This window comes from Mesobacterium pallidum (assembly GCF_019966535.1).
GTDB lineage: Bacteria > Pseudomonadota > Alphaproteobacteria > Rhodobacterales > Rhodobacteraceae > Mesobacterium > Mesobacterium pallidum.
The window spans coordinates 141,109-165,190 of sequence record NZ_JAIMID010000013.1 but is presented as its reverse complement, the minus strand read 5'-3'; the positions used below and the strand labels follow the sequence as shown (position 1 = coordinate 165,190).

17 protein-coding genes are annotated in these 24,082 nt (G+C 67.8%); 9 read left to right on the top strand and 8 right to left on the bottom strand.

What is annotated here, in order from left to right:
- Positions 1-58 precede the first annotated feature (58 nt).
- The 6 genes from MF270_RS18595 to MF270_RS18570 form a co-directional block, all read right to left on the bottom strand.
- Positions 59-325, bottom strand: coding sequence for a hypothetical protein (locus MF270_RS18595; RefSeq protein ID WP_238367280.1), 267 nt, complete (start codon positions 323-325; stop codon positions 59-61).
- 191 nt (positions 326-516) lie between these two features.
- The gene (locus MF270_RS18590) at positions 517-1,686 is read right to left on the bottom strand and encodes a pyridoxal phosphate-dependent aminotransferase (protein ID WP_238367279.1); all 1,170 of its coding nucleotides are present in this window, start codon (positions 1,684-1,686) and stop codon (positions 517-519) included.
- 92 nt (positions 1,687-1,778) lie between these two features.
- On the bottom strand, positions 1,779-2,747 hold the full coding sequence (locus MF270_RS18585; protein ID WP_238367278.1) for a LysR family transcriptional regulator: 969 nt from the start codon (positions 2,745-2,747) through the stop codon (positions 1,779-1,781).
- Between the two features lie 481 nt (positions 2,748-3,228).
- On the bottom strand, positions 3,229-5,223 hold the full coding sequence (gene tkt / locus MF270_RS18580) for a transketolase (RefSeq protein ID WP_238367277.1): 1,995 nt from the start codon (positions 5,221-5,223) through the stop codon (positions 3,229-3,231).
- Positions 5,224-5,317: 94 nt separating this feature from the next.
- A complete protein-coding gene (locus MF270_RS18575) occupies positions 5,318-6,829 on the bottom strand; it encodes an AMP-binding protein (RefSeq protein ID WP_238367276.1) in 1,512 nt (503 codons plus the stop codon).
- Positions 6,830-6,936: 107 nt separating this feature from the next.
- Positions 6,937-7,647, bottom strand: a complete 711-nt coding sequence (locus MF270_RS18570) for a GntR family transcriptional regulator (RefSeq protein ID WP_238367275.1) — start codon at positions 7,645-7,647, stop codon at positions 6,937-6,939.
- 238 nt (positions 7,648-7,885) lie between these two features.
- Between MF270_RS18570 and MF270_RS18565 the strand changes: the two genes are divergently transcribed.
- The 5 genes from MF270_RS18565 to MF270_RS18545 all read left to right on the top strand — a co-directional run bounded on the left by MF270_RS18565 (position 7,886) and on the right by MF270_RS18545 (position 12,714).
- A complete protein-coding gene (locus tag MF270_RS18565; RefSeq protein ID WP_238367274.1) occupies positions 7,886-8,869 on the top strand; it encodes an ABC transporter ATP-binding protein in 984 nt (327 codons plus the stop codon).
- A 52-nt stretch (positions 8,870-8,921) separates the two neighbouring features.
- A complete protein-coding gene (locus MF270_RS18560) occupies positions 8,922-10,187 on the top strand; it encodes an ABC transporter substrate-binding protein (RefSeq protein ID WP_238367283.1) in 1,266 nt (421 codons plus the stop codon).
- A 200-nt stretch (positions 10,188-10,387) separates the two neighbouring features.
- Complete coding sequence (locus MF270_RS18555) at positions 10,388-11,236, top strand: ABC transporter permease (RefSeq protein ID WP_238367273.1); 849 nt, start codon at positions 10,388-10,390, stop codon at positions 11,234-11,236.
- 1 nt (position 11,237) lies between these two features.
- On the top strand, positions 11,238-12,074 hold the full coding sequence (locus tag MF270_RS18550) for an ABC transporter permease (protein WP_238367272.1): 837 nt from the start codon (positions 11,238-11,240) through the stop codon (positions 12,072-12,074).
- Between the two features lie 4 nt (positions 12,075-12,078).
- Positions 12,079-12,714, top strand: a complete 636-nt coding sequence (locus MF270_RS18545; protein WP_238367271.1) for an aspartate/glutamate racemase family protein — start codon at positions 12,079-12,081, stop codon at positions 12,712-12,714.
- 21 nt (positions 12,715-12,735) lie between these two features.
- Here the strand turns inward: MF270_RS18545 and MF270_RS18540 are convergent, their stop codons facing one another.
- Positions 12,736-14,535, bottom strand: a complete 1,800-nt coding sequence (locus tag MF270_RS18540) for an NAD(P)/FAD-dependent oxidoreductase (RefSeq protein WP_238367270.1) — start codon at positions 14,533-14,535, stop codon at positions 12,736-12,738.
- Positions 14,536-14,703: 168 nt separating this feature from the next.
- Complete coding sequence (locus MF270_RS18535; protein WP_238367269.1) at positions 14,704-16,452, bottom strand: sigma-54-dependent Fis family transcriptional regulator; 1,749 nt, start codon at positions 16,450-16,452, stop codon at positions 14,704-14,706.
- A 238-nt stretch (positions 16,453-16,690) separates the two neighbouring features.
- On the opposite strand from MF270_RS18535, the gene MF270_RS18530 reads away from it, so the two are divergent.
- The 4 genes from MF270_RS18530 (at position 16,691) to arsB (ending at position 24,058) form a co-directional block, all read left to right on the top strand.
- Positions 16,691-18,829 (top strand): DEAD/DEAH box helicase, encoded by a 2,139-nt coding sequence (locus MF270_RS18530; protein WP_238367268.1) that lies wholly within the window; start codon positions 16,691-16,693, stop codon positions 18,827-18,829.
- 94 nt (positions 18,830-18,923) lie between these two features.
- On the top strand, positions 18,924-21,176 hold the full coding sequence (locus MF270_RS18525) for a molybdopterin-dependent oxidoreductase (protein WP_238367267.1): 2,253 nt from the start codon (positions 18,924-18,926) through the stop codon (positions 21,174-21,176).
- 152 nt (positions 21,177-21,328) lie between these two features.
- A complete protein-coding gene (locus MF270_RS18520; protein ID WP_238367266.1) occupies positions 21,329-22,957 on the top strand; it encodes a thiamine pyrophosphate-binding protein in 1,629 nt (542 codons plus the stop codon).
- A gap of 66 nt (positions 22,958-23,023) precedes the next feature.
- A complete protein-coding gene (gene arsB / locus MF270_RS18515; protein WP_238367265.1) occupies positions 23,024-24,058 on the top strand; it encodes an ACR3 family arsenite efflux transporter in 1,035 nt (344 codons plus the stop codon).
- Positions 24,059-24,082: the final 24 nt, after the last annotated feature.

Below are 24,082 nucleotides of genomic sequence, written 5' to 3'. Positions count from 1 at the left end.
GATACGACAGATGCCCGAAGGTCTTCCTCTCAGCCATCGCCCTCGCCGCAATCGTCATCTACTGGCTATGAGTCCTGGCCCTAAGGCCGCCTGTCAACTTTGTTGTAAAGCGCACGTTGCCGAACAGTTCACCAAATCCGGCCACCGGACCTGGTCGGAATAGCTTAATGCCCGGAGGCGCATCGTCGGGCGTCACATCTGTGTTTCTCGATTTCAGACCGTGCTTGATTTCCATCAGAAGTGTCGGCACGTCGTTCAGCATCTCGTACTGTAGGGTACTGTCGCCGAATCCATCTCGGACATAGATCGTACGCGTTTCCGTCATTCAACGGCTCCTTTACTGCACCTTTACTGCACCCGGCCGCCGTCATGCGCGCCCCGCCCGCCGATGTGACCGAACCCGATGCGGCGTCAGTCTCCGGCGCCCCGCTCGTCCGACCTTCCCCAGCCAAACGCACCGACGCAACCCCGACCGACCCCAAACGGCCGGACCAATGCACCGCCGCCACGGCCGCCCTACAACACCTCCCTGATCCGCCGCAGCGCCTCGAGGATGTTCTCGGTCGAGTTGGCGTAGGAAAAGCGCAGGTAGCCTTCGCCCCATTTGCCAAAGGAGGTCCCCGCCACCGTCGCCACGCCGCAGTCGTCGAGGAAGCGGTTCTGCGCCTCGATCGCGCTCATCCCCGTGCCTTCGATGTTGGGGAAGGCGTAGAAGGCCCCGCCCGCATCGGAACAGCGCACGCCGGGCAGCGCGTTCAGCTCGCGCACGATGACCTCGCGGCGCGCGTCGAACTGGGCGACCATGTCCCGCACCGCGTCTTGTGGGCCGTTGAGGGCCGCGATCCCGGCATATTGAGTGGCCGCGTTGACGCAGGAATGGTCGTTAATGCAGAGCCGCGTGACATGATCCACGCAGGCCTCGGGCCAGACCGCGTAGCCCAGTCGCCAGCCGGTCATGGCATAGGTCTTGGACCAGCCGTCGAGCATGATGAGGCGGTCGCGGATCTCGGGGTATTGCAGGAGCGAGACATGCTCGCGCCCGCCGTAGAGCATGTTGGAATAGATCTCGTCCGACATCAGCGCGACGTTCGGATGATCGGCAAGGCCCGCGACCAGCTTGTCGATCTCCTCGCGCGGGGTCACGCCGCCGGTGGGGTTGGCGGGGGAGTTGATGATGATCAGGGACGTGCGGTCGGTGATCTGGGCCAGCACTTCCTCGGCCGAGAAGGCAAAGCCGTTCTCTTCCTTCAGCGCGATGGGCACAGGCGTGGCGCCGGAATACTTGATGACGCTTTCGTAGATCGGAAAGCCGGGGTTGGGATACATGATCTCAGCGCCGGGTTGGCCGAACATCAGGCAGGCGAAGAACATCGTGGGCTTGCCGCCGGGCTGGACGACGACGGTGTCGGGGTTCACCTCGACCCCGTGGCGGCGGTGCAGGTCGGCGGCGACCGCCTCGCGCAGGGCCGGGATGCCATTGGCGGGGGTATAGCCGTGGTGGCCGTCGCGCAGGGCCTTGATGCCGGCCTCGACGATATGCTCGGGCGTCTGGAAATCGGGCTGGCCGATGCCGAGGTTGATGATGTCGCGCCCTTCGGCTGCGAGTTTCTGGGCCCGCGCCAGCACGACGAACGCGCTTTCGGTGCCAAGCCGCGACAGGCTGTCGGCGAATTTGAGCTGGGTCATGCGGACCTCTTCCCCTTTTGGTCGATGCCCGTGATAGCGGGTTTCCGGCCGCGGGCGTGTTCAGTTTTTCTAAGCGATGCTGTCAGGCAGGGTTAATCCATGCCGCCGATCAGGTCCATCTGTTCGACCTCGCGGAACGAACAGCCCATGGCGGTGAGGCAGGCGCGGACCTGCGTCTCGTGCTCGGCCGCGCGGGCGCGCAGCCAGCTGTCGAACCGGGCCACGATGCGGCGGTTGAAATGGCGCGGCGGGCTGACGATCCAGTAGGCCGGGAAGACGACGACCGGCACCTCGGGGCAAAGCGGCACCAGCTCGCCCCGTTCGAGCTCCGTGAGGCAGAGGGCCGCATTGTCGAGCGCGACGCCGCCACCCTGTTTCGCCAGTTCGATCGCCATGGACGAACGGTCAAAGCGGAACGGGTATGTCAGGTCCGGCAGCGCGATGCCCTGCGCGGCGAGCCAGAGATCCCAGCGATAGAGCGCCTTGGCGCTGTCGATCAGCCGGGCCGAGGCAAGGCGGGTGGCGAGGTCTCCGTCCAGCCCGTCGCGGTAGGCGGGGCTGCACAGCGGCATGACGAGATCGCTCATGGCGGGGTTCACGGTCAGCCCTGGCCAGTCGCCGTTGCCGTAGCGCAGGTCGAGATCGATCGCCTCGGTCTCGAAGGCGCTGTAGTCGGGGGTGGCATCGACGCGGATGTTCCAGTCGGGATTTTCCGCAGCGAAATCGGCGATGCGGGGGCCCAGCCAGCGCACGCCGAAGCTGGGAGAGGTGCGCAGAACGAGGTTGCGCAGGTCGCGCTGCCGCGCAATGGCCGACCGGGCGTTGCGCAGGGCGTGGAAGGCCTTGGTGGTGGTCTGGAACAGGCGGTCCCCGTCGAGGGTGAGGACGAGGCGGCGCTTCTCGCGGCGGAAGAGTTTCACGCCGAACTGCGCCTCGAGCGCGGAGACCTGCTGGCTGACGGCGGAGGGCGACACGCCCAGCTCGGCCGCCGCGCGGGTCACGGTGCCCAGCCGGGCGACCGCTTCGAAATATTCCGTGGCCTTGAGGTTGATGTCCCGCATGTGGGCGAGAGTAGCGGGCGGCGGCGCGGAGGGGAATGGGGTGTGGGTTTGCTTGCACGTGTCCTCTGCGGTGGTCCGCGCGATATTCGTCCACTCGCCAGAGATGTTCGCAAATGCGCGTGGCGACGACCTGAGAGCATCCTCAAACTGATGGGGCCAGCTGGAAGAAACCCGACCCGGAACCTTGGCAAATCGGACGACCTTTTCGACAAGATCCACGCGCGGAACAAAGGCCGCAAGGCCGCCGCGCATCATGCGTCAAGCATGTCTTCGACATGACCGGCCGCCCCTAGGCACGGCGATTTGGATGGGCCTGGCGCTCCCTTCGAAAGTTCTACGGACCTGGCCGGGATAAAGCGCCCCCCACGACCCTCGGATCGCCGCCCCCCGGCACGGCGATGCGCGTCTCGTCACCCGGTTCTTGGGGCGGCAGGCCAAATCGGAAATCGATGATCGTCCTTGGTCCAGGCGTGGCCACGGCTCACAGCCGCGCCTGCACCGCCTCCACCACCGCATCCGTGGTGATTCCGAAATGGCGGAACACGTCGCCCGCGTCCCCGGAAGCGCCGAAGGACGACATGCCGATGAATGCGCCGTCCATGCCAAGGTACCGGTCCCAGCCGAAGCGCACGGCGGCCTCGATCCCGACCCGAACCGTGTCCGGCCCCAGCACGGACGCGCGATAGGCGCGGTCCTGCTGCTCGAAGAGCTCCCAGCAGGGCATCGACACGACGGCTGTCGGCACGCCCTGCCCCTGCAATACCTCGCGGGCCGCGAGGGCGATCTGTACCTCGGAGCCGGTTGCCAGCAGCGTCGCGCGGCGCTCCCCGTCAGCCTCGGCCAGAACGTAGGCGCCCTTCGCAACAAGGTTCTCGGGCCGCGCATCGCAGACCAGCGGCACCGGCTGGCGCGAGCAGATGATCGAGGTCGGCCCATTCCGATGCGTAAGCCCCAGCTCCCAGGCTTCGGCCATCTCGATGGCGTCGGCGGGGCGGATCACCCACATGTTCGGGATCGCCCGCAGGGACGCCAGGTATTCGACCGGCTGGTGCGTGGGACCGTTCTTGCCGATCCCGATGCTGTCATGGCTGAAGACGAAAAGGCCGGGAATCCGCATCAGCGCGGCCATCCGAAGCGTGTGCCGCATGTAATCGGAGAACACCAGGAACGTGGTCCCCATCGCCACGATCCCGCCGTGCACCGTCATGCCGTTCATCATCGCGCCCATGGCATGTTCGCGCACGCCGTAATGGATGTAGCGCCCCGTGCGATCCGTCGCCGTGAAGGGCGCCATCTGCCGCTTGTGCCTGGTCGCCGCCTCGAGGTCGGGCGCGCCCGAGATCAGCTCGGGGATGACATCGGCAAGAGCCGAGAGCATCTCGCCCGAGGCCTGGATGCCGGGGCGCGGGCTGCCTTCGGCGGCAAAGCGCGCCTTGGCCTCGGCGATCACCGCGTCCCAGCCCTTGGGGAGGTCGCCTGCCATGACGCGGTCGAACTCGGCGCGCTCTGCCTCGGGCAGCGCATCGACGCGGGCCTGCCAGGCCGCGCGCGCCTCGGCCCCCGCGCGGCCGGGACGGTGCCAGGCATCGTAAAGCGGGCGCGGTATCTCGAACGGCGGATGGCGCCAGCCCAGCGCCGCACGGGCGGCATCGGTGTCCTCGGCAAAGATCCGGCCGCCATGGGCCGCGCGGTCGTCCTGGATCCGGGGAATGCCGAAGCCGATGAAGGTGCGGCAGGCGATCATCGACGGCCGGGCGTCGGTCTTGGCGCGGGCAATGGCCTCGGCCACGGCGATGGCGTCATGGCCATCGACAATCTCGACGTGCCAGCCGTTGTTCTCGAACCGCACCATCTGGTTTTCGCTGACGGTCTGGGTGGTCGGGCCGTCGTCGGTCATCCGGTTGTCGTCCCAAAGCCAGATCAGCTTGCCCAGTTGCAGGTGGCCGGCAAGCGCGATGACCTCCGACGCGATCCCCTCCATCAGGCAGCCGTCACCGGTATAGGCATAGGTGTAGTGGTCGACGATCCCGTCGCCGAACCGGGCGTTGAGGATGCGTTCGGCCACCGCCATGCCGACCGCATTGGCGATGCCCTGCCCCAGCGGGCCGGTGGTGGTCTCGATCCCCGCCGAGACGTCGAATTCCGGGTGGCCGGCAGTATGCGAGCCGAGGACGCGGAAGTTCCTGATCTGCTCGATGTCGATCTTGTCGTAGCCGCAGAGATGCAGCAGCGAATAGAGCAGCATCGACCCGTGCCCTGCCGAATGCACGAACCGGTCGCGGTCCGGCCAGTCGGGCACCTTGGGGTCGAACTTGAGGTGATGCGCGAAAAGCCCCGTGACGATGTCCGCCCCGCCCAGCGGCGTGCCGGGGTGGCCGTCCTCGGCCCGGACGATCGCATCCATCGACAGGAAGCGGATGGCGTTGGCCATGCCCCGCAGGGTGACTTTTTCGCGCTGCAGGATTTCCATGGTCATGACCGCCCCTCCGATGGCCGTTCCGGCACGTCAGGGTAGTCAAGGAGACCCTCCGCACTCAACCGCGAAAACTTAAACCATTTGTTAGGCCATCTTAATCGCGGGACAGCCGCGACCGCAGTTCGGTCTTCAGCACCTTGCCGTAGTTGTTCTTGGGCAAGGCGTCCGTGAAGTGGTAGATCTTGGGCCGCTTGAATCGGGCGATGTGAGCGAGGCAAAGCGCATCCAGCGCGGCCTCGTCCACCTCGGCGCCGGGATGACGGACGACAAAAGCGACGACCACCTCGCCCCATTCCGGGTCGGGCTGTCCGACGATGGCCACCTCGTGGACGGCCGGATGGGTCAGCAGGACCTCTTCGACCTCGCGGGGGTAGATGTTGGACCCGCCCGAGATGATCATGTCCTTGGACCGGTCCTGGAGGGTGACGTAGCCCTCGTCGTCCATGCGGCCCATGTCGCCGGTCCAGAGCCAGCCGTCCTTGATGGTCCTGGCCGTCGCCTCGGGGTTCTGCCAGTAGCCGGCCATGACCGTGCGCCCGCGCACCGCGATCTCGCCCACATCGCCACGGGGCAGCTCCACGCCGTCGGGCCCGAGGATCGCCACCGCAACCTCGGTCTGCGCGGTGCCGACCGAGTTCAGCCGCGCGCGCCAGCGCGGATGGCTGCGGTCCGCCACCGTCTCGCGCGGCAGGGCGGTGATGCCCATGGGGCATTCGCCCTGGCCATAGATCTGCACGAAGCGGGGGCCGAGCGCCTCGACCGCCTCGAGAATGTCGGCCTCGTACATCGGCCCGCCCGCGTAGACGATGGTGCGCAGCCCCTCGCCGGTCAGGCCGCGCGCCTTGGCGACATCGACCAGCCGCCGCACCATGGTGGGCGCGGCGAACATCGAGATCGGGCCGACCACGGGGCCCAGCGCAAGGATCTCGGCCGGATCGAAGCCCCCGCTTTCGGGCACCACGTGGCGCGCACCGCGCAGCACGTGCATGACGTTGTAAAGCCCCGCGCCATGGCTCATCGGGGCGGCGTAAAGCGCCGCGTCCTCGGTGCGCACCTCGTCCACGTCGACGAAATAGCTCAGCGCCATCGAGGCGATGTTGCCCGCCGTCAGCATCACGCCCTTGGGCTGGCCGGTGGTGCCCGAGGTGTAGAACAGCCAGACGAGGTCGTCGGGCCCCATCGGCGCGGGCGCGGTGCCCGGCGCGGCCCGCATGGCGTCGAACTCGGGCCCGGCGACCGACAGCACGCGGTTGCCCATGTAGGGTTCGAGCATCGCCGCCGCGGCGTCGTCGCAGATCACCAGCCGCGCGCCGGAATCGCCGATGATCCAGGCGGCCTCGCGTTCATGCAGCTTGGCGTTGATGGGCACCGCCGCCGCACCAATCCACCAGATGCCGTAAAGCGCCTCGAGGTATTCGGTGCAGTTGCCCATGAAAATCGCGACGCGGTCGCCCGGTTCGATCCCGCGCGCGGCCAGCGCGGCGCCGATCCCGGCGGCAGCACGGGCGAATGCGGTGTAATCGGCGACGACCTCGGCGCCCCGGATCAGCGCGGGCGCGTCCGGCCAGCGGGTCGCGCTGCGGGCCAGCCAAAGCGCGGGATTCATGCCACCCCTCGCGTCGTCACATGGTGATCGCCCTGCCCTCGGTTGCCTCTGCCCATGGTGCCCTCCCTCGTCGCGGGCAGGGTAAGGCGGCCGGGCGGCGCTGGCAATCAGCCCGACAGGATGTCCTTGAGGCTGACGTCGGTGCTGGGCGCCTCGCGCAGGTCGAGGGCCGAGACGATGTCCACGAGGTGGCTTTTCATCAGCTCTTCGGCATCCTGACCATCGCCGCGGCGGAACGCCTCGACCAGCGCGTGGTGGGCATGTTCCTCGCAAAGCGCAGAGTGCCGCTTCCAGTAGAGCGCGATGATGAGCGACGAGCGTGCCACCAGCCGCTCGATGAAGCCGGCGATGATCGACTGGTTGGCAATGTGCGAAATCTCGATGTGGAACTGACCCGACAGGCGCAGGGCCTTGCCCGATTCCCCGGCATCCAGCGCTTCGTGTTCGGCGGCGATATGCGCCTCGAGCCGGGTCAGCGCGGCTTCGGTCATCCGCTCGGCGGCAGAACGCGCGGTGCGCGGTTCGAGCAGGGCCCGCGCCTCGAACACCTCGCGCGCCTCGCGGATCGTCGGCTTGGCGACAAAGGCGCCGCGGTTGCGCTTCAGCTCGACCAGCTGCTCGTGCGACAGCGCCTGCAGCGCCTGCCGCACAACTGTGCGCGACACGTTGTAGATCTCGCTCAGCTCGTCCTCGCCCAGCTTGGTGCCGGGCACCAGCCGGTGCTCGTGGATGGCCTGCGAGAGTGAGGTCACAAGCGTCGCCGTGGGTCCCGAAACGGTGGGCTGGATGAAGGCGGGGTTCTCTGTGATTCGGGTCATGCAATGCTCCTGCCTTCCGTCATGGGCGCGGGGCCCAACGCAGACAAGAGCGCGATCTTGAACACAGTTCAAAACCAGATTGCATACAATCCTGTGCACAATAAGCCGTCATCTTGGGAGCAATTTCGATGAAAGCTTGTGCAACGCGTGAAAAACGGGCGCGGGACTCTGCATTTTCTTTGCGCAGCGCCCGGCCGGGCTGGCTTTCTTGGGTCAGCAAGCGAACGGGGCCCCCGACATGTCCATGCAATCCGACCTGGAACTGGTATCTCTGACCAAGCGCTACGGCGACGCCCTGGCCGTGGATGCGATCTCGCACCACTTCAAGGCGGGGGTCTATGCCTGCCTGCTGGGGCCCTCGGGCTGCGGCAAAAGCTCGACCCTGCGGATGATCGCCGGGCATGAAAGCGTCAGCGACGGGTCCATCGTGCTGGGCGGCCGCGACGTGTCGCACCTGCCGCCGGCGAAACGCGGCACGGCGATGATGTTCCAGAGCTATGCCCTGTTCCCGCACCTGTCGGTGCGCGACAACGTGGCCTTCAGCCTGCGCATGGCGGGTGTCGACAAGGCCACCCGCCTCAAGCGCGCGGACGAGATGCTGGCGCTGGTCGAGATGCAGAAATACGCCGACCGCAAGCCCGACCAGCTGTCGGGCGGCCAGCAACAGCGCGTCGCGCTGGCCCGCGCGCTGATCACCCGGCCGCAGGTGCTGCTGCTGGACGAGCCGCTGTCGGCGCTCGACCCGTTCCTGCGCATCCGCATGCGGTCCGAGCTGAAGAAGCTGCAGCGCGAGCTGGGCATCAGCTTTATCCACGTCACCCACGGCCAGGACGAGGCGCTGGCGCTGGCGGACGAGATCATCGTCATGAACAACGCCGTGATCGAACAGAGCGGCCCCGCGCGCGAGGTGTTCAACGCCCCCCGCACCGCTTTCGTGGCGCGTTTCATGGGCGGGCACAACGTGCTCGACCTGCCGCAGGGCAAATTCGCGCTGCGCTCGGACGAGATGGTGGTGACACCCGCCGCCGCCGGCAAGATCGACGGCCGCGTCTCGGGCATCGAGTACCAGGGCACCCATGTCGCGCTGACCGCCACCGTGGCGGGCGAGCAGGACGTGACCGCCCTGATCCCTGAGGCGCAATTCTTCGAGACACCCAGGGACCTTGGCGAGGTCATTGGGCTGGGTTGGGACGAACGGGCGGCGCATCCGCTCGCCTCCTGACCCCAAACAACAACGCCTGAACATCCATCAGAGAGGACATCACATGACCACGATCTCCAAGGTCCGCTACAGCCGCCGGTCGCTGCTGAAGACCGGGGGCGCCGCGCTGGCTGCCGCCGCGCTTCCCGCGCCCATGGTCTGGGGCCAGGAAACCAAGAACATCACCCTGCGCCAGTTCGGCACCGGGGTGTCGAACCTCAACGACGTGGCCAACAAGGTCAAGGAAGACCTCGGCTTCACGCTCGAGATGACCGCGCTGGATTCGGACAGCGTGACGCAGCGCGCGGCGACCCAGCCCGACAGCTTCGACATCGCCGACATCGAATACTGGATCTGCAAGAAGGTCTGGCCGACCGGCAACCTGCAGGCCATGGATGTCAGCCGGATCGCAAACTACGACAAGATCGTAGGCATCTTCAAGGACGGCAAGCTGACGCCCGAAAGCGAGATCGCCCAGGGCACCGCGCCGCATACCGTCGGCTTTGTCCCCGAGCAGGGCGCGACCACCTTCGCCGACGAGCAGACCAACTGGATGACCCTCATCCCGACGATCTACAACGCCGACACGCTGGGCATCCGCCCCGACCTGATCGGCCGTCCGATCGAGTCCTGGACCGAGCTTCTGAACCCCGAGTTCAAGGGCAAGGCGTCGATCCTCGACATCTCGTCCATCGGCATCATGGACATGGCGATGGTCTGCGAGGCCATGGGCGAGATCCAGTATGGCGACAAGGGCAACATGACCCGCGAAGAGATCGACAAGACCATGGCGATCTTCACCGAGGCCAAGAAGGCCGGCCAGTTCCGCGCCTTCTGGAAGACCTTCGATGAATCCGTGAACCTGATGGCCTCGGGCGAGGTCGTGATCCAGTCGATGTGGTCGCCGGCCATCACGGCCGTGAAATCGCGTGGCATTCCTTGCGTCTACCAGCCGCTCAAGGAAGGCTACCGCTCGTGGGGCGGCGGCATCGGCCTGTCGAACTCGCTGTCGGGCATGGAGCTGGACGCGGCCTACGAATACATCAACTGGTACCTCTCGGGCTGGGTCGGCGGCTACCTGATGCGCCAGGGCTATTACTCGGCCGTTCCGGAGACCTCAAAAGAGTTCATGTCGGAAAACGAGTGGGGCTACTGGTTCGAGGGCAAGGAAGCCACGGGCGAGATCACCTCTCCCACCGGCGACGTGCTGGCCCAGGCGGGCGAGACCCGCGACGGCGGTTCGTTCGAAGAGCGCATGGGCGCCGTGGCCTGCTGGAACGCCGTCATGGACGAAAACCAGTACATGGTCCGCAAGTGGAACGAGTTCATCGCGGCCTGATCCACGATTGGATGCGAAATGGGTTTCGGCGCGCCGCCGCGCGCCGACCCGCGGGGGGTCAACCCCCCGCACCACCCGACCCGCGGGGGGTCAGCCCCCGCACCACCCGACCCGCGGGGGGCCAGCCCCCCGCACCCCCCGGAGTTTATTGGCAAGATGAAGGACGGATCCATGCGGTTGATCGTCAGCGAGGCACCGAGATGAGCAGGCAGCTTGTGGCGTGGATCCAGGCGGCGCCGATGGCCGTCGTGATGCTTGCCTTCCTCGTGGCGCCGATCGCGATGATCGTGATCGTAAGCTTCTGGGGCGCGACGGAATATTCGATCTACCCCGCCTTCCAGTTCGACAACTACCAGTTCCTTTTCGGCTCGCCCGTCACCTACACGGTGTTCCTGAACACCTTCAAATACGCCGCGATCACCTGGGCGTTCACGCTGGTGATCGGCTTTACCGTGGCCTATTTCCTGGCCTTCGAGGTGCGCAGCCTCAAGTGGCAGATCGGGCTGTTCCTGGTCTGCACGATCCCGTTCTGGACCTCGAACATCATCCGCATGATCTCGTGGATCCCGTTCCTCGGCCGCAATGGGCTGGCCAATTCCACGCTGATCAGCTGGGGTGTGATCGACGAGCCCCTGGAATGGCTGCTGTTTTCCGACTTCAGCGTGATCCTCGCCTTCGTGCACCTTTACACGCTGTTCATGGTCGTGCCGATCTTCAACTCGATGATGCGCATTGACCGCGCGCTGATCGAGGCGGCCTATGACAACGGCGCGAGCGCCTGGCAGACGCTGTGGCATGTCATCGTGCCGCTCTGCAAACCCGGCATCATGATCGGCACCATCTTTGTCACCACGCTGGTGATGGGCGATTTCATCACCGTGCGCTTCATGTCCGGGTCGCAGCGGGCCAACGTGGGGCGGCTGATTTCCAACGACATCGGCCTGTTGCAATACCCCTCGGCCTCGGCCACCGCCGTGGTGCTGCTGTGCACCGTGCTCATCGTGATCGCGCTGCTGCTGCGGCTCGTCGACATCCGCAAGGAGCTTTGAGATGGAAAAACGCAGCCGCACCTTCTACCTGCTCGGAGCCTTCTTCGTGCTGTTCGTGCTCTTTCTTTACGGGCCGATCTTCACCATCGGCATCCTCAGCTTCCAGGGGCCGCAGGGGGGCCTGACCTTCCCGATGAACGGCGTGTCGATGCACTGGTTCCGGGACCTGTTCCAGGAGCAGGCGGTGGGCGACATCTGGGGCAGTTTCCGCCGGTCCTTCGCGCTGGGGCTGATGGTCATGGTCACCACGGTCACCGTCTCGGTGCTGGGGGGGCTTGCCTTCCGCAAGCGGTTCAAGGGCGCGAGCGTGCTGTTTTATCTGACCATCGCCAGCCTCGTGATCCCGTCGATCCTGGTCTCGCTGGGCGTGGGCCTCATCTTCAACCAGCTGGGCCTGCCGGTGCATTGGGCCAGCTCGGGCTATGGCAGCCAGCTGACCTGGACCTTGCCTTTTGGCCTTTTGATCATGTTCGCGGTCTTCAACCGCTTCGACAAGAGCTACGAGGAGGCCGCCCGCGACCAAGGCGCCACCGCCTGGCAGACCTTTGCCCATGTTGTCCTGCCGATCATCGCGCCGTCGCTGCTGGGGGTCGCGCTTTTCGGCTTCACGTTGAGCTACGACGAGTTTGCCCGGACCCTGCTGACGGCGGGCAGCTACAATACCCTGCCGCTCGAGATCTTCGGGATGACGACCAACGTCACCACGCCTGTGATCTTTGCGCTGGGGACGCTGACGACGATCTTTTCCTTCCTGGTGATCGGCGTGTTCTTCCTTCTGGTCTGGGTGATGTCGCGCCGCAAGGACACCACGTCGGACGCGGGCAAGGGGATGGTCTGACCCGATGGCGGTCGTCCTGATCAACCCCAACAGCACCGAGGCGATGACGACAAGCGCGCTGGCGGCGGCGCGCGCGGCCTCTCCGGGGATCGCGTTCGAAGGCTGGACCTCGCGCCTGGGCCCGCCCGCGATCGAGGGGGCCGAGGATGGCGAGGCGGCGATCCCGCCGCTGCTGGACCTGGTGCGGAAGGCCTCGGACGAGGGCGCCGAGGCGATCATCATCGCCTGTTTCGACGACACCGGGCTGGATGCCGCCCGCGCCATGGCCGCCTGCCCGGTCGTGGGGATCGGCGAGGCGAGCTATATCATGGCCGGGCTGATGCCGGGACAGGCCGCCGTCATCACCACCGTCGCCGCCGCGCTGCCGGTCATCACGGGCAATATCGCGGCGCAGGGCCATGCCCATCGCGTGGGCGAAGTGATCGCCGCCAACGTGCCCGTGCTGACGCTGGAACATGACCCGGAGGCCGCCGCGCGAGAATTCACGAAAGCGACCGAGCGGCTGCAAACCGCCCCGTCGACCATCATCCTTGGCTGCGCCGGGGCGGTGACCATCGTGGACCGGCTGAACGCCGCCCTGCCCTATACCTTCATGGACGGGGTCAGCGCCGCCGCGCGGCTTTGCCGGGCCTTCACCTGAGGGCAAAGGCCCGGACGCGCCTCAGCCGAGGTGATGCACCTCCTGCAGCCCGTAGACCGGAGTCGGGATCCCCTCCATCCGCGCCTTGAGCTGCAGGGCGAGGAACTGCGAGTAATGCCGCGACTGGTGCAGGTTGCCGCCGTGCATCCAGAGGTTTTCCACCTGGGTCGGCTTCCACATGTTGCGCTGCTCGCCCTCCCAGGGGCCCGGGTCCTTGGTCGTGTCGGACCCGAGGCCCCAGCACTTGCCAAGCTGATCGGCCTTGTCCTTGCCCATGAGGTCGGCCACCCAGCCGTTCATCGAATTGTAGCCGGTGGCATAGACCACGAGGTCAGCGTCGAGATGCGTGCCGTCGTCGAGGTTCACCCCCGTCTCATCGAGGCTCTCGACCTGCCCGCGCTTGAGCTTGATCTCGCCGTCGATGATCAGCTGGCTGGCACCCACGTCGATGTAATAGCCCGACCCGCGCCGCAGGTACTTCATGAACAGCCCCGATCCGTCGTCGCCCCAATCGAGCCAGAAGCCCGCCTTTTCCAGCCCCTCGTAGAAGGCCGCATCGCGCTCCTTCATCGCCTCGTAGGCGGGGATCTGGAATTCATGCAGGATGCGGTAGGGCAGCGAGGCAAAGATCAGGTCGGCCTTTTCCGTGGTGACCCCGGCGGCGACCGCTTCTTCGGAATAGAGCGCGCCGAGCCCGATCTCCATCAAACTGTCCGAGCGCACGATATGGGTCGAGGAGCGCTGCACCATGGTGACGTCCGCGTCGTGCTCCCAGAGCGCAGCGCAGATGTCGTGGGCCGAGTTGTTGGACCCGACGACCACGACCTTCTTGCCGGTCCACTGGTCCGGGCCCTCGTGTTCCGACGAATGCTGCTGCACGCCCTTGAAGACGTCCATGCCCGGGAAATCGGGCATCCGCTTCTTGCCCGACATTCCGGTCGCCATGACCAGCTGCCTGGGGCGCAGCACCACCTCTTCGCCGTCACGATCCACCACGACCGTCCATTCGCCCTTTGCTTCGTCGAACTCGGCCGACTTGGCGGTGGTGCGGGTCCAGTAGTTCAGCTCCATCACCTTGGTATACATCTCGAGCCAGTCGCCGATCTTGTCCTTGGGGGCAAAGACCGGCCAGTTTTCCGGGAACTTGATGTAGGGCAGGTGGTCGTACCAGACCGGGTCATGCAGGCAGAGCGACTTGTACCGCTTGCGCCAGCTGTCGCCGGGTCGGTCGTTGCGTTCCACGATGATCGTGGGCACGCCCAGTTGCCGCAGCCGGGCGCCCAGGGCGATGCCGCCCTGCCCGCCGCCGATGATCAGGACATAGGGCTGTTCGGTGTAGCCCAGCTCGGCCGCCTCGCGGGCGCGCTCCTCGGCCCAGGTCTCGCGGTTCTTGCCGGCGCCGTGCTTGGCGCCCAGCGGGCGGGCAAAGCCCTTGGGCTCCTCGTGTCCCTTCAGCTCGGCCATGGTGGTCAGCAGCGTCCAGATCTTGCCGTCCTTGAGGCGCATCAGGCCGTAGCCTCGCGCGATACCCGTCTCGAAGCGGATCCAGGCTGTGGTCACCCCGTCCTCCTCGGTCGGGATCTCGCCCTCGGCCAGTTGCCAGCCGGTAGGCTTGGTCGTCGCCAGCTGGTGGCGCAGCATGTCGCCGACCTGGTCGCGGCCTTCAACCGTCTTCAGGTTCCAGGTGAACGTCACCAGGTCGCGCCAGTAGCACTCCTCCAGGAACATCTGTTGCGCCGCGGCGATGTCGCCGCTTTCCAGCGCGCCGCCGAAATCGTCCAGGAACGCCTGCACCTGCGTGACCAATGTCGAATCGAGCATCTCACTCCTCCTCTCGTGTTGTTGGATCTCCTCCGGGGGTGAGGCTGGCAGGACGGGCCGGGGTCCGGCAACGGCGGCGGGCCTGCAGGGGCCCGAAAACGGCACGGGGCGGGTCCGGGCGTTGCGCGCGCAACAGCGGCGCAACTGGGGTGCGTCAGGCGGGTGGGGTCAGGCAGGCGGGGTGAGCCCGGCCTTGCGGCAGCGGCGCAGCACGGTCGAGCGGTTGACCCCCAGCCGCCGAGCCGCCTGCGACATATTCCAGCCGCAGGCGCTCAGCACCGCCTCGAGGTCCTCCTCGGGCCGGGGCGCGCCGTGCGAAGGGCAATGCACGGGCGGCGGCAGGTCCGGCAGGTCGATCACCGCGCCCTCGGCCAGCGCCAGCGCGACGTCCAGCGCCTGTTCCAGCTCGCGGATGTTGCCCGGCCAGTCGCGCGACTTCAGCGCGTCGCGGGCGGCGGGCGTGAGCCGCGTGTCCCCGGCCGAGCGGACGCGCAGCAACCGGTCGAGCAGCCAGTCGAAATCGGCCCGGTGGCGCAGCGGTGGCAGCGCGATCACCGCCCCGGCGACGCGGTGGAAGAGATCGGCGCGCAGCTCCTCGGCCAGCGTAGAAGGATCGGCGCGGGTCGTGGCCACCACGCGCAGGTCCGCGCGGCGGTCAAGCAGCGCCAGCAGCGCCTCCTGCGCCGCATCGGTCAGGTCCTCGACCCCGCGCAGCAGCAGCGTGCCGGGTGCTGCCGCGTTCAGCGCGGCCACCGCGTCCGGCCCCGAGGCGCAGCGCAGGTGGTGAAAGGCGTGCCCCGGCGGGCCGCAGACATGGATCGCGCGGCCCAGCTTTTCCTTGCCCGTCCCCGTCTCGCCCCGGATCAGCAGCGGCACGCCCGTGACGGCCAGCCGCGCCGTCTGCGCCAGCACGCGGGCCAGCGCGGGGTCGGGCCCGGCAAAGCTGCCCAAGCTGCCCGGCAGCTCCGGCTCACGCCGCCGCAGCCCTGCCGCCCGCGCGCTTTGCGGCGCGATGGCATGGCCGAACAGGCCCCGCCCGTCCTTGAGCCGCAGCACCCGGTCCTCGGTCGGGCGGCCGCGCATGAGGTCGGGCATGTCGTCCACCGTCACCTCGAGCCAGTCGTCGATCCGCGTGCCGATCAGCTTGCCCCACCCCTCCGGGTCCAGCGCCCGCCGCGCGCCCGAGGTCATGCCGACGATCCGCCCGGACCCGTCCAGCGCCACGGCGGCCTCGGGATCGACCTCGAGGAATTCCGGGCTGGTCGAGACCCGCAGCACCCAGTCGCGCCGCGTCATCGCCATAAGGTTCGCCATCTCGACCCGCCGGGCCGAGGCGGTCACCAGCCCCATGGCCAGGTTCTGCGAAGATTTCGGCGAGGGCGAGCGCAGCAGCGAGATGTCGAGTACGGCCGACAACTCTCCCTTGGTGTCGAAGATCGGCGCCGATGTGCATGACAGCGGCACATGCGACAGGCCGAAATGGTCGCCCTGGTGGATGGTGATCGGCTCGCCCGTCACGATACAGGACCCGACACCGCAAGTGCCCGCCAGGTCCTCGGTCCAGTCGGACCCGAGGTAGAGCCCGGCCTGCCGCAGCTCGTCCTCGAACCGCGGATCGCCGAAGAAATCCACGCAGACCCCCTGCGCATCGGCCAGGAGCAGCACGTAATTGTGCCCGGCCACGTGACGGAACAGTGCCTGCAGGCCCGACCGCGCGGTGGCGATCAGCCGCTCGGATTGTTCGCGATGCTCGCGCAGCTCGGTCTCGGTCACGATATGCGCCGGATCGGGCCGCGTCGGGTCCATGCCGTAGGTCTCGACACAGCGCCGCCAGCTGTCGGCCACGATGCGGTCGCGCCCGGTCTCGAACCCGCGCAGCACGCGGTCGATCTCGTCCACATGGTCGGTGTCGCGCATGCCGTCCTCCCACAGCCTCGCCGCGCGACACTACCATGGGCAGAACCTGCGGCCTAGCGGCACCAAGATCGTAGGCCGCCGCCCCGTGCCGGCACGCCGGCTTCAGCCATGCACGGGCTGCAACCCGCCCCGACGATTTCGCTGTATACTTTCGCCGCGCAACCCGTTATGTGCGCGACTTGCCCCATTCCATCGGCCGCCCTGAAGGCCCGCCGATCCCTCTTCGGAACCGACCCCCATGATCACCCCCCTTTCGGAAGCGCTGGCCGAGCGCGGCTTCGACACACTCACCCCGGTGCAGCAGGCCGTCACCGCCGCGGATGTCGGCGACGGCGACCTGCTGGTCTCGGCCCAGACCGGGTCGGGCAAGACGGTGGGCTTTGGCCTGGCCATCGCGCCGACGCTGCTGGGGGACGAGACCGCCTTTGGCCCCGCCGGCACCCCGCTGGCGCTGATCGTCGCGCCCACGCGCGAGCTGGCGTTCCAGGTCATGCAGGAGCTGCGCTGGCTTTACGGCAAGACCGGCGCCATGGTGAACGCCTGCGTCGGCGGCATGGATGTGCGCCAGGAACGGCGCCTGCTGGAACGCGGCACGCATATCGTGGTCGGCACGCCCGGGCGCCTGTGCGACCACATCCGACGCGGCGCGCTGGATCTGTCGGACGTGCGCGCCGTGGTGCTGGACGAGGCGGACGAGATGCTCGACCTCGGCTTCCGCGAGGATCTCGAGTTCATCCTCGAAAGCGCCCCGGCCGAACGCCGCACGCTGCTGTTCTCGGCCACCGTGTCGCCGGTGATCGCCAAGCTGGCCGAAGAGTTCCAGAAGGACGCGCAACGGATCAACACGATCGACAAGGCGCAGCAGCATGCCGACATCGCCTACAAGGCGCTGCGGGTGGCCGCGCCGGACGCCGATCACGCCATCTTCAACCTGCTGCGCTTTCACGACGACCAAAGCGCCATCGTCTTTGCCAACACCCGCGCCCAGGTGAACCACCTGACCGCGCGGCTGCACAACCGCGGCCTGTCGGTCGTGTCGCTCTCGGGCGAGCTGAGCCAGTCCGAGCGCAGCCATGCCCTGCAGGCGATGCGCGACGGCCGGGCGCGGGTCTGCGTGGCGACCGACGTGGCGGCGCGCGGGATCGACCTGCCGAACCTCAACCTCGTGATCCACGCCGACCTGCCCAAGAACACCGAGGGGCTGCTGCACCGTTCGGGCCGCACGGGCCGCGCCGGGCGCAAGGGCATCTGCGCGCTGATCGTCCCCCCGCGCGAGGTCAAGAAGGCCGAACGCCTGCTGGGCTGGGCCAAGATCAATGCCGAATGGGGCGTGCCGCCCTCGGCCGACGACATCATCGCGCGCGACGAGCAGAAACTGCTCGAGGCGCCGACCTTTGCCGAGCCGCTGACCGAGGAAGAGGCCGCCTTTGCCGCCAAGCTCCTGGAGCGCCACGGCCCCGAGGCGGTCGCCGGCGCCCTCCTGCGCCTGCACAACGCGCGCAACTCCGCGCCCGAGGACCTGCAGGATCCCGACACCGCACCGAAAAAGCGCGAGACCAAGGAATTCGGCCCCAGCCAGTGGTTCGCCCTGTCGGTCGGCCGCAACGACCGGGCCGAGGCGCGCTGGCTGTTGCCGATGATCCTGCGCACCGCCGACCTGGGCAAGGACGCGATCGGTGCGATCCGGGTCAAGGACAGCGAAACCTTCGTCGAGATCGCCGAGGGCGAGGTGGCGAAATTCCAGGCCGCGCTTGGGCCCACCGGAGAGATCCAGGACGGCATCACCGTGCGCCCGGCCGAGGCCCCGGCGCAGGGCGCCCCGCGCGGCCCGAAGCCGTCTTTTGGCGACAAGCCCCGGTATGAAAAGCGGGACGACAAACCGGCATACGAAAAGCGGGATGACAAACCCCGCGAGGATAAGCCCCGCTCCGAGAAACGGGACGACAAGCCCCGGTACGAAAAGCGCGATGACAAGCCGCGCGGCGACAAGCCGAAATGGGACAAGCCGAAGTATGAAAAGCGGGATGACAAACCCCGCCCGGACAAGCCGCGTTACGACAAGCGCGACGACAAGCCCCGCGCCGCGAAGCCGGCGGGCGCCAAGCCCGCGCCCCGCGCGGATGCCGCCCCCAGTCGGCCCGATCCGGCCAAGGCCCGCGACACCAGCCAGCGGATGGAGCGCCCCGGCAAGCCTTCGGCAAGGGCAGGCAAGCCGGCCTTCGGCAAGGGTCCGGGCAAACCGGGCGGCAAGCCCGGCGCGGCCAAGAGTTTCGGCAAGCCCGGTGGCAAGCCCGCGGGAAAGAGCTTTGGCAAGCCCTCCGGCAAACCCGGCGCCCCGCGCGGCGGCGCGGCCACCCCGCGCCGTAAGCCCAGTTGACCTGACAGGCGCGCGCCGGATGGACCGGGGCGCGCCGCTGCACTAGGCTCGGGGCCGACAGCGGGGCCACCCCGCCCCAACCGGCAGAGGCCCCATGCCCGACGACAGTCCCCGCCTGACCCGCGTCACCACCAGCCACTGGGGTGCCTTCGAGGTCGAAACGACCGGCGACCGGATCACCGGCGTGCGCCCCTTCGCCCACGACCCGGCCCCCACCGCGATCCCGCAGGCGATTCCCGCTGCCGTCCACCACCGCAACCGCGTGGCGCGCCCGTCGATCCGGCGCGGATGGCTCGACGGCAAGGGCGGCAAGGGCCGCGGCTCCGACGACTTCGTCGAGCTGCCCTGGGACGAGGCGCTGGACATCGCCGCCACCGACATCGCCCGCATCAAGCGCGACCATGGCAACGGCGCCATCTTCGGTGGTTCCTACGGCTGGTCCTCGGCCGGGCGGTTCCACCATGCGCAAAGCCAGGTGCACCGGTTCCTCAACAGCATCGGCGGCTATGTCGCGTCCTTCGGCAGCTATTCCACCGGCTGCGCGCAGTCGATCATGCCGCATGTCTTCGGCGTCAACTTCCTGGCGCTGCTTTACGAGCACCAGGACAGCTGGCAGACCATCCATGACCACACCGAGACGCTGGTGATGTTCGGCGGGATCAACCCCAAAAACGCGCAGGTCTCGATGGGCGGGATCACCGAACATGACACCGGCCCCTGGTTCGACCGCTTTGCCGCCAAGGGGATGATGCGGCTCAACATCGGCCCGCAGCGCACCGACGCGCCGACGGGCTGCGACTGGCTGCCCCTGCGCCCCGCCTCGGACACCGCGCTGATGCTGGCGCTGGCGTATGTGCTCGAAGCCGAAGGTCTGACCGACCATGCCTTCCTGTCGCGTTACACCGTCGGCTTCGACCGCTTCCGGCCCTACCTGATGGGCGAGGTGGACGGCCAGCCCAAGGACCCGGACTGGGCCGCCCCCCTCTGCGGCACCGACCCCGAGACGATCCGCGCCCTCGCCCGCCGCATGGCCGCGACCCGCACGCTGATCACCGTCGCTTGGTCCCTGCAACGGGGCGAGCATGGCGAGCAGCCGTTCTGGATGTCCGCAGTCCTGGCCGCCATGCTGGGCCAGATCGGCCTGCCGGGCGGCGGCGTCGGCTATGGCTACGGCGCGATCGGCGGGGTCGGCAAATCGGTCATGGGCCTGCGCGGCATGACCTTTTCGCAGCTGACCAACCCGGTGACCGACACGATCCCCGTCGCCCGCATCGCCGACATGCTGCGCCGCCCCGGCGCGCCCTATGACTTCAACGGGCAGCGCCGGACCTACCCAGACATCCGGCTGGTCTACTGGGCCGGCGGCAACCCCTATCACCACCACCAGGACCTCAACGCCCTGCACGAGGCCTGGCAAACCCCCGAGACGATCATCGTCAACGAGCCGTGGTGGACCGCCACCGCCAAGCGTGCCGACATCGTCTTTCCGGCCACAACGCCCTACGAGCGCGAGGATATCGGCCGCACCAGCATGGACGACTACCTGTTCCACATGCCCGCGCTGATCCCGCCGGTGGGCGAGGCGCGGGACGATTACGCGATCTTTGCCGGCCTCGCCGAACGGCTGGGCGCGGGCGAAACGTTCACCGAGGGCAAGACCGCCGACCAGTGGATCCCCGAGCTTTACGCTGAGTACCGCGCCCTGGCCGACGAGCAAGGCATCGACGTGCCCGACCTCGACACCCTGCGCGACCAGAACTGGGTGCGCCTGCCGATCACGACCGACGGCCCGAACCGCACGCTCTTTGCACCCTTCCGCGAGGACCCCGAGGCGCATCCGCTGCCGACCCCCTCGGGCAAGATCGAGATCTTCTCGGACACCATCGACAGCTTCGGCTATGACGATTGCCCCGGCCATCCGGCCTGGCTGCCGCCCGCCGAATGGATGGGCCGGGCCACGCCCGAGACGCCGCTGCACATGGTCTCTCCCCAGCCCGGGGACAAGCTGCACAGCCAGCTCGAGGCGGCGCTGGCCGACGTGCCCGGCCAGCGCCCCGTGGCGCTGGCGATCCACCCCAAGGACGCCGCGGCCCGGGGTATCGAGGACGGCACGCTGGTCCGCGTCTTCAACACACGCGGCGCGGCGCGGGCGCGGGCCCATGTCACCGACGCCATCCTGCCCGGAGTGGTCGCCCTGCCGACCGGCGCCTGGTACGGCGATCCGGGCGGCAACATCGACCCCGATGGCAACCCCAACGTGCTGACGCCCGATGTCGGCACCTCGCGCCTTGGCCAGGGATGCAGCGCGCATACGGCGCTGGTGCAGGTGGCGCCGCTCGAGGGCTGACGGCTCCGCCGCGTCAGCCGACGCACGGCCTTGATGGTTACACCCGTAACCGCCATGATCGCGCCGGGACAGGCCCCTGCCCTGCCCCGCGCGGGCCGGTCCCGTGCGCGGCGCGGCGCCCAGGGGTCCACCACCACATACCGGGAGACGTCATGACCGACGGCAAGAGCTACACCTACCAATCCATCGCGCAATCAGTGCAGGACCAGGGGCTGGACACGATGTTCGGCCTGATGGGCGATGCCAACCTGTTCATGGTCGACCACTACGTGCGCCAATGCGGCGGCAATTTCGTGCCGGTCGCCTACGAGGGCAGCGCGGTGCTGATGGCCCTCGCATACGCGCGGATCGCGCAGAAGGTGGCCGTGGCGACCGTGACCCACGGCCCCGCGCTGACCAATTGCGTCACAGCCCTGGTCGAAGGCGCGCGGGCCAACGTGCCCATGGTGCTGCTGGCCGGCGACACGGCGATGATGACGCCGCAGAACCTGCAGAACATCGACCAGCGCGAGGTGGTCAAGGTCACCGGCGCGGGGTTCGAGCAGATGCGCTCGCCCCAGACCGCCAGCTACGACGTGGCCCATGCCTTTCACCGCGCGCGGGTCGAACGGCGGCCCATCGTGCTGAACATGCCGGCCGATTTCATGTGGCAGGAAGTGGCGCATGAAAAGCACGTCTTCCCCAAGTACGGCGCGCCGTCCTACGTGCCCGAGGGCGATGATCTGGACGAGGCGGTGGGCATGATCGCCTCGGCCCGGCGGCCGATCATCCTCGCTGGCGTCGGCGCGATCACCGCGAAGGACAAGATCGTCAAGCTGGCCGAACGGATGGAGGCGCCGCTGGCCACCACGCTCAAGGCCAAGGGCCTGTTCCGGGGTCATCCGGCGAACATGGACATCTTCGGCACGCTTTCGACGCCCGCCGCCTATGACGTAATCGCCAAGGCCGATTGCGTCGTCGCCTTCGGCACCAGCCTGAACCAGTTCACCACCGACCAGGGCAAGCTGATGAAGGGCAAGCGCGTGGTGCAGATCAACGACGATCCCGTAGCCGCCGCGCATAACTACCACCCCGACGCCGCGCTGATCGCCGATGCCGGGCTGACCGCCGACAACATCGCCTGGTGGCTGGACGAGGCCGAGATCGCGCCGACCGGCTTTTCCAAAGAGCTGGACATGGAGGAGCTGACCCGCCACCCGGTCGCCACGCCCGGCAAGACCGGCGCGGGTTTCATCAACTTCGTCGAGGCGCTGGAGCGGCTCGAGCCTGCCCTGCCGGAAAACCGCATCCTGACCACGGATGGCGGGCGCTTCATGACCGAGGTCTGGTGCCGGATCTCGGCCCCCGATGCGAAAAGCTTCATCGCCACGACCAACTTCGGGTCCATCGGGCTGGGGCTGCAAGTCGCCATCGGCGCCGGGATCGCCGCGCCCGACCGGCCGGTGGTGCTGTTCACCGGGGATGGCGGCTTCATGATGGGCGGGGTGAACGAGTTCAACACCGCCGTGCGCCTGAAACAGGACCTGATCGTCGTTGTCGCCAATGACAGCGCCTACGGAGCCGAGCATATCCAGTTCCTCGACCGCAGCATGGACCCCGGCCTGTCGATGTTCGACTGGCCGTCCTTTGCGGAGGTGGCGACGTCCCTGGGCGGGCAAGGCTTTGTCGTCACCTCGAACCAAGAGCTGGATACCGCGATCAAGGCCATCGAGACCCGCGACCGCCCGCTGCTGATCGAGCTGCGGCTTGACCCGAACGACGTGCCGCGCATGCGGATCTGACGGGGGCGCTTGACGCCCCCTGGCCGGGACCCTAGCCAAGGGGCGTCACAGCTGCGAGGCCCCCCGATGACCGACACCGCCACCGCCCCGATGGGCCGCTTCGAACGCCTGCTGTCGCTTTGGGTCGCGCTGGCCATGGTGGGCGGCATCGCGGTCGGCCTCATGGCCCCCGGCCTCGTGCAGGCGATTGCCGCGGCCGAGGTCGCGTCGATCAACCTGGTGGTCGCGGTGCTGATCTGGGCCATGGTCTACCCGATGATGGTCGGCGTCGATTTCCGCGCCGTGGCGGGCGTGGCGCGCCAGCCAAAGGGGCTGCTGGTCACGCTGACCGTCAACTGGCTGATCAAACCCTTCACCATGGCGCTGCTGGCGGTGCTGTTCTTCGACCATGTCTTCGCACCCTGGATCGCGCCCGAGGACGCGGCGCAATACACCGCCGGGCTGATCCTGCTGGGCGCGGCGCCCTGCACGGCCATGGTGTTCGTCTGGTCGCAGCTGACGCGCGGGGATGCGACCTATACCCTCGTGCAGGTCTCGGTGAACGATCTCATCATGGTCGTGGCCTTCGCGCCCATCGTCGCCTTCCTGCTGGGCGTGACCGAGATCACCGTGCCGTGGGAGACGCTGGTGCTGGCCACCGTGCTTTACGTCGTGCTGCCGCTGATCGCGGGGCTGATCACGCGGCGGCTGCTCGGGTCGCAGGGCGCTATCGACGCCTTCACCGCCCGCGTGAAACCGCTGTCGGTGATCGGCCTGATCGCCACCGTCGCGATCCTCTTCGGGCTCCAGGGCGAGACGATCCTGGCCCGCCCCGCCGTGATCGCGCTGATCGCCGTGCCGATCCTGATCCAGTCCTACGGCATCTTTGCCATCGCCTATGGTGCCGCCTGGGCGCTGAAGGTGCCGCACCGCATCGCCGCCCCCTGCGCCATGATCGGCACCTCGAACTTCTTCGAACTGGCCGTGGCCGTGGCGATCAGCCTCTTTGGCCTCAACTCGGGCGCGGCGCTGGCCACGGTCGTCGGCGTGCTGGTCGAGGTGCCGGTGATGCTGAGCCTCGTCGCCTTTGCCAACCGCACGCGGGCACGCTTTCCCGGGTGACGCGGCGGCACCCAAGTCCCAATA

Bases quoted from the DNA above. Each gene is read 5' to 3' on its own strand.
- MF270_RS18595 (WP_238367280.1), bottom strand. From the start codon at position 325: ATGACGGAAACGCGTACGATCTATGTCCGAGATGGATTCGGCGACAGT.
- MF270_RS18590 (WP_238367279.1), bottom strand. From the start codon at position 1,686: ATGACCCAGCTCAAATTCGCCGACAGCCTGTCGCGGCTTGGCACCGAA.
- MF270_RS18585 (WP_238367278.1), bottom strand. From the start codon at position 2,747: ATGCGGGACATCAACCTCAAGGCCACGGAATATTTCGAAGCGGTCGCC.
- tkt (WP_238367277.1), bottom strand. From the start codon at position 5,223: ATGACCATGGAAATCCTGCAGCGCGAAAAAGTCACCCTGCGGGGCATG.
- MF270_RS18575 (WP_238367276.1), bottom strand. From the start codon at position 6,829: ATGAATCCCGCGCTTTGGCTGGCCCGCAGCGCGACCCGCTGGCCGGAC.
- MF270_RS18570 (WP_238367275.1), bottom strand. From the start codon at position 7,647: ATGACCCGAATCACAGAGAACCCCGCCTTCATCCAGCCCACCGTTTCG.
- MF270_RS18565 (WP_238367274.1), top strand. From the start codon at position 7,886: ATGTCCATGCAATCCGACCTGGAACTGGTATCTCTGACCAAGCGCTAC.
- MF270_RS18555 (WP_238367273.1), top strand. From the start codon at position 10,388: ATGAGCAGGCAGCTTGTGGCGTGGATCCAGGCGGCGCCGATGGCCGTC.
- MF270_RS18550 (WP_238367272.1), top strand. From the start codon at position 11,238: ATGGAAAAACGCAGCCGCACCTTCTACCTGCTCGGAGCCTTCTTCGTG.
- MF270_RS18545 (WP_238367271.1), top strand. From the start codon at position 12,079: ATGGCGGTCGTCCTGATCAACCCCAACAGCACCGAGGCGATGACGACA.
- MF270_RS18540 (WP_238367270.1), bottom strand. From the start codon at position 14,535: ATGCTCGATTCGACATTGGTCACGCAGGTGCAGGCGTTCCTGGACGAT.
- MF270_RS18535 (WP_238367269.1), bottom strand. From the start codon at position 16,452: ATGCGCGACACCGACCATGTGGACGAGATCGACCGCGTGCTGCGCGGG.
- MF270_RS18530 (WP_238367268.1), top strand. From the start codon at position 16,691: ATGATCACCCCCCTTTCGGAAGCGCTGGCCGAGCGCGGCTTCGACACA.
- MF270_RS18525 (WP_238367267.1), top strand. From the start codon at position 18,924: ATGCCCGACGACAGTCCCCGCCTGACCCGCGTCACCACCAGCCACTGG.
- MF270_RS18520 (WP_238367266.1), top strand. From the start codon at position 21,329: ATGACCGACGGCAAGAGCTACACCTACCAATCCATCGCGCAATCAGTG.
- arsB (WP_238367265.1), top strand. From the start codon at position 23,024: ATGACCGACACCGCCACCGCCCCGATGGGCCGCTTCGAACGCCTGCTG.